This window comes from Duganella callida, assembly GCF_004614165.1.
Lineage (GTDB): Bacteria > Pseudomonadota > Gammaproteobacteria > Burkholderiales > Burkholderiaceae_D > Rugamonas > Rugamonas callida.
On the sequence record NZ_SPVG01000106.1, the window covers coordinates 1 to 3,353 of the forward strand.

Below are 3,353 nucleotides of genomic sequence, written 5' to 3' on the forward strand. Positions count from 1 at the left end.
CAGGGCCAGCGCCCCGCGCGCCGCCCAGGCGACCAAGCCGGCCAAGCCGCGCCGTCCCGATACCGCCGGCTGGCGTCGCATCATGGCAGGCGCCGGCCGTACCTGACCGGCCGCTGCCGCGTGCAGAACAGCCACCCAGTCTTTCACCTGTCAGGACCTCCTATGCGCATCATTCTTGCCGCCACACCCGCCACCGGCCACCTCAACCCCATCCTGGCCGCCGCGCGCGTGCTGGTCGCCCAAGGCCACGAGGTGGCGCTCACCACGGCCAGCGCCTTCCGTGCCAAGGTCGAAGCCACCGGCGCCCGCTTCGTGCCGCTGCCGCCCGGCGCCGACATGGATCTGTCGGACACGGCCGGCCTGTTTCCCGAGCGCGCCAATCTGCAGCCAGGGCTGCCGCAACTGGCGTTCGACTTCAAGCATTTCTTCATCGATCCCATTCCCGCGCAGTTTGCCGGGCTGGAGCGCCTGCTGGCGGACTTCCCGGCCGATGCGATCCTGGCCGACACCATGTTCGGCGGTTGCCTGCCGTTCCTGCTGGGCGCGCGCGCCCGGCGGCCCGCCATCGCCACCTTGGGCGTCAGCTCGCTGCTGACGCGGCGCCGCGACCGCGCGCCGGTCGGCATGGGCTTGCCGCCGGCCAGCGATGAAATCACCGTGATCCGCTATGCCAACATGGCGGCCGAAGTCAACATGGTCTTGCTGGACCCGCTGCGCCTGCAGGTCGACGCGGTGCTGAAGGCCCTGGGCGCGCAGTCGCTGCCCATGCCCTACATCGAAGCGCTGGTCGGGTTGCCGGACCTGTTCCTGCAACCGTCGGTGCCGGCGTTCGATTTCCCGTGCATGGAACTGCCGCCCAATCTGCATTTCATCGGCGCGCTGCCGACGTCGCCGGGAGAGCCGCTGCCTGCCGATCTCGCCGCGGCGATCGGCGCGGGGCGCCGCGTGGTGCTGGTCACGCAGGGGACGGTGGCCAACCATGACCTGGGCCAGCTGATCGGACCGACCGTGCAAGCCCTGGCCGGCCGCGACGACGTGCTGCTGCTGATCGCCACCGGCGGCCGGCCGCTGGAGGCGATTCCGCACCCGCTGCCGGCCAACGCGCTGGCGGCGGCATTCCTGCCGTTCGACGCGCTCATGCCGCATCTGGACCTGTTCGTCACCAATGGCGGCCACGGCGGCGTAACGCAGGCGGTGACGCACGGCGTGCCGCTGGTCACGGCCGGCACCAGCGAGGACAAGCGCGAAGTCAACGCGCGCGTCGGCTGGAGTGGCGTGGGCCTGGACCTGCGCACCGATGCGCCTTCCGTCGCGCAACTGCGCGACGCCATCGCCAGCGTGCTCGACGATCCAGCCTACCGCCGGCGCGCGCAGGCGATGGCGCAGGCGTTCGCCGGCTACGACGCCGCTACCCTGTTGTGCGACCTGCTCGAACAAACCGTGCGCGCCCATCCGGTGTCGTAGCCGCTATCCCGGCGGATGGCGCGAGCGCAGCCGCTGCAGGTAGGCGGTCGGCGTCATGCCGTGGTGCAGGCGGAAGCGCTTGGTGAAATAGCTTTGCTCGGTGTAGCCGGCCAGCAGAGCGATTTCTCCCAGCGGCAGGTCGCCGCGCCGCATCAGTTCCACCGCGCGCTGCATGCGCTGCGTTTCCAGATAGGCCATGGCGCTCATGCCGGTGCTGTGCCGGAACAGCCGCGCGAAGTGGAAGCGGCTGACGTGCGCCACATCGGCCAGCGCCTGCAAATCGATGGCGTCGTGCATATGCGCCTGGACGTAGTCGTGCAGGCGTTGCAGCACGCGCGGGTGCAAGCCGTTGGGCTGGCGCTGCGGCTGCACGCCATGGGCGTTGAAGCGGCATACCAGGTGCGCCGCCAGCGCGTGCGACAGCGCCTGCGCGATGTAGGCCTGCGCGGGATGCGCCGGCGCGCGCAGCTCCGCCGCGAACTGCTGAGCGATGCGTTCGACCAACAAGTCTTTTCTGCCGAAGCAGTTTTGCAGTTCCGTCGCCGCACGCGGCGCGCGCGTGATTTCCTCGGCGGCCTGCTGCAGCAGCGCGGGCGGCATGCGCATCAGCAGGATGCCGCCCGGACGGTCCCACTGCCAGCGCGACTCCATGCCGCGCGGATGCAGCGTCACGTTGCCGCAGCCAACCGTGGCGGTGTGCGTGCGGCCATCGCGCATCTGCGTCAGCCGCACCGTGCCGGAAACGCGCATGGCCAGCACGTCATGGTCCAGCGCCGGCGACACGACGTGGCCGCCGCTTTCCCAGTCGTGCAGGTTGACCACGGCGCCGCTCCACGCGCGGCCGGTGCTGGTCAGGGCGGGCGCCGGCTTCAGCTCGGCGGTCAGGTCGGCGGTCGGGTAGTGTTGTATCAGCATGGGAAGGTAGAGAAAACGGCGCAAGAAAGTAGCAATACTGCGCACGGCAGTGCCAATCGTTTCCGCTGGGTTGGAATCATAATTTGAGCGTCGCAACTTGCATACGAAAGGGAATCTGCATGAGCTACGCCTTGAATGTGAACGGCAATACCCATAGCGTCGACGTGGACGGCGATACCCCGCTGCTGTGGGTGATCCGCGACGTGCTGCAACTGAGCGGCACCAAGTTTGGCTGCGGCATGGCACTGTGCGGCGCCTGCACGGTGCACCTGGACGGCCAGGCGGTGCGCGCCTGCATCACGCCGGTGGACAGCGTCGGCAAACAGCGCATCACCACCATCGAGGCCATCGGCGCCACGCCGGTGGGCCGGCGCATCCAGGCGGCCTGGGTGGCGCACGAGGTGCCGCAGTGCGGCTACTGCCAGTCCGGCCAGATCATGAGTGCCAGCGCGCTGCTGGCGGCCAATGCGCAACCGTCCGACGCGGACATCGAGCACGCCATGTCCGGCAACATCTGCCGCTGCGGCACCTACAACCGCATCCGTGCGGCCATCAAGACCGCCGCGCAGGAGGCATGATGACGAACCGCCGCGATTTCCTGAAAGCCAGCCTGGGCACCGCTGGCAGCATGATGTTGTCGCTGCACCTGCCATGGGCGCAGGCGGCGTCAGCCGATAAGCCATTCGCTCCCAACGCCTTCCTGACCATCGGCCGCGACGGCGTGGTCACCATGATCATGCCGTTTGTGGAAATGGGGCAGGGCACGTACACCTCGGTGCCGATGCTGATCGCGGAGGAACTCGAGGTGGAGCTGGCAGCGGTGCGGCTGCAGCATGCGCCGGCCGCGGAAAAACTGTACGGTCATCCGATCTTCGGCGCACAGCTGACCGGCGGCTCGGCCAGCATCCGCGGCGCCTGGCTGCCGATGCGCGAGGCCGGCGCCGCCGCGCGCATGATGCTGGTCGCGGCCGCCG

4 protein-coding genes are annotated in these 3,353 nt (G+C 69.3%); 3 read left to right on the forward strand and 1 reads right to left on the reverse strand.

What is annotated here, in order from left to right; translation table 11 throughout:
• Positions 1–162: 162 nt before the first annotated feature.
• Positions 163–1,464 (forward strand): glycosyltransferase, encoded by a 1,302-nt coding sequence (locus E4L98_RS11185; protein WP_135201643.1) that lies wholly within the window; start codon positions 163–165, stop codon positions 1,462–1,464.
• Positions 1,465–1,467: 3 nt separating this feature from the next.
• On the opposite strand, the gene E4L98_RS11190 is transcribed toward E4L98_RS11185, so the two are convergent.
• A complete protein-coding gene (locus E4L98_RS11190) occupies positions 1,468–2,379 on the reverse strand; it encodes a helix-turn-helix domain-containing protein (RefSeq protein WP_135201644.1) in 912 nt (303 codons plus the stop codon).
• 119 nt (positions 2,380–2,498) lie between these two features.
• Here E4L98_RS11190 and E4L98_RS11195 point away from each other — a divergent pair, with 119 nt between their 5' ends.
• Together E4L98_RS11195 and E4L98_RS11200 are read left to right on the forward strand one after the other, a co-directional pair.
• Positions 2,499–2,957: a (2Fe-2S)-binding protein gene (locus E4L98_RS11195; protein ID WP_135201645.1), complete on the forward strand. Its 459-nt coding sequence runs from the start codon at positions 2,499–2,501 to the stop codon at positions 2,955–2,957.
• The coding region (locus E4L98_RS11200; protein ID WP_135201646.1) for a molybdopterin cofactor-binding domain-containing protein at positions 2,954–3,353 on the forward strand (400 nt) is incomplete at its 3' end. The genes E4L98_RS11195 and E4L98_RS11200, both read left to right, overlap by 4 nt.

Excerpts from the sequence above, each read along its gene's own strand:
- E4L98_RS11185 (WP_135201643.1), top strand. The coding sequence starts at position 163 with ATGCGCATCATTCTTGCCGCCACACCCGCCACCGGCCACCTCAACCCC.
- E4L98_RS11190 (WP_135201644.1), bottom strand. The coding sequence starts at position 2,379 with ATGCTGATACAACACTACCCGACCGCCGACCTGACCGCCGAGCTGAAG.
- E4L98_RS11195 (WP_135201645.1), top strand. The coding sequence starts at position 2,499 with ATGAGCTACGCCTTGAATGTGAACGGCAATACCCATAGCGTCGACGTG.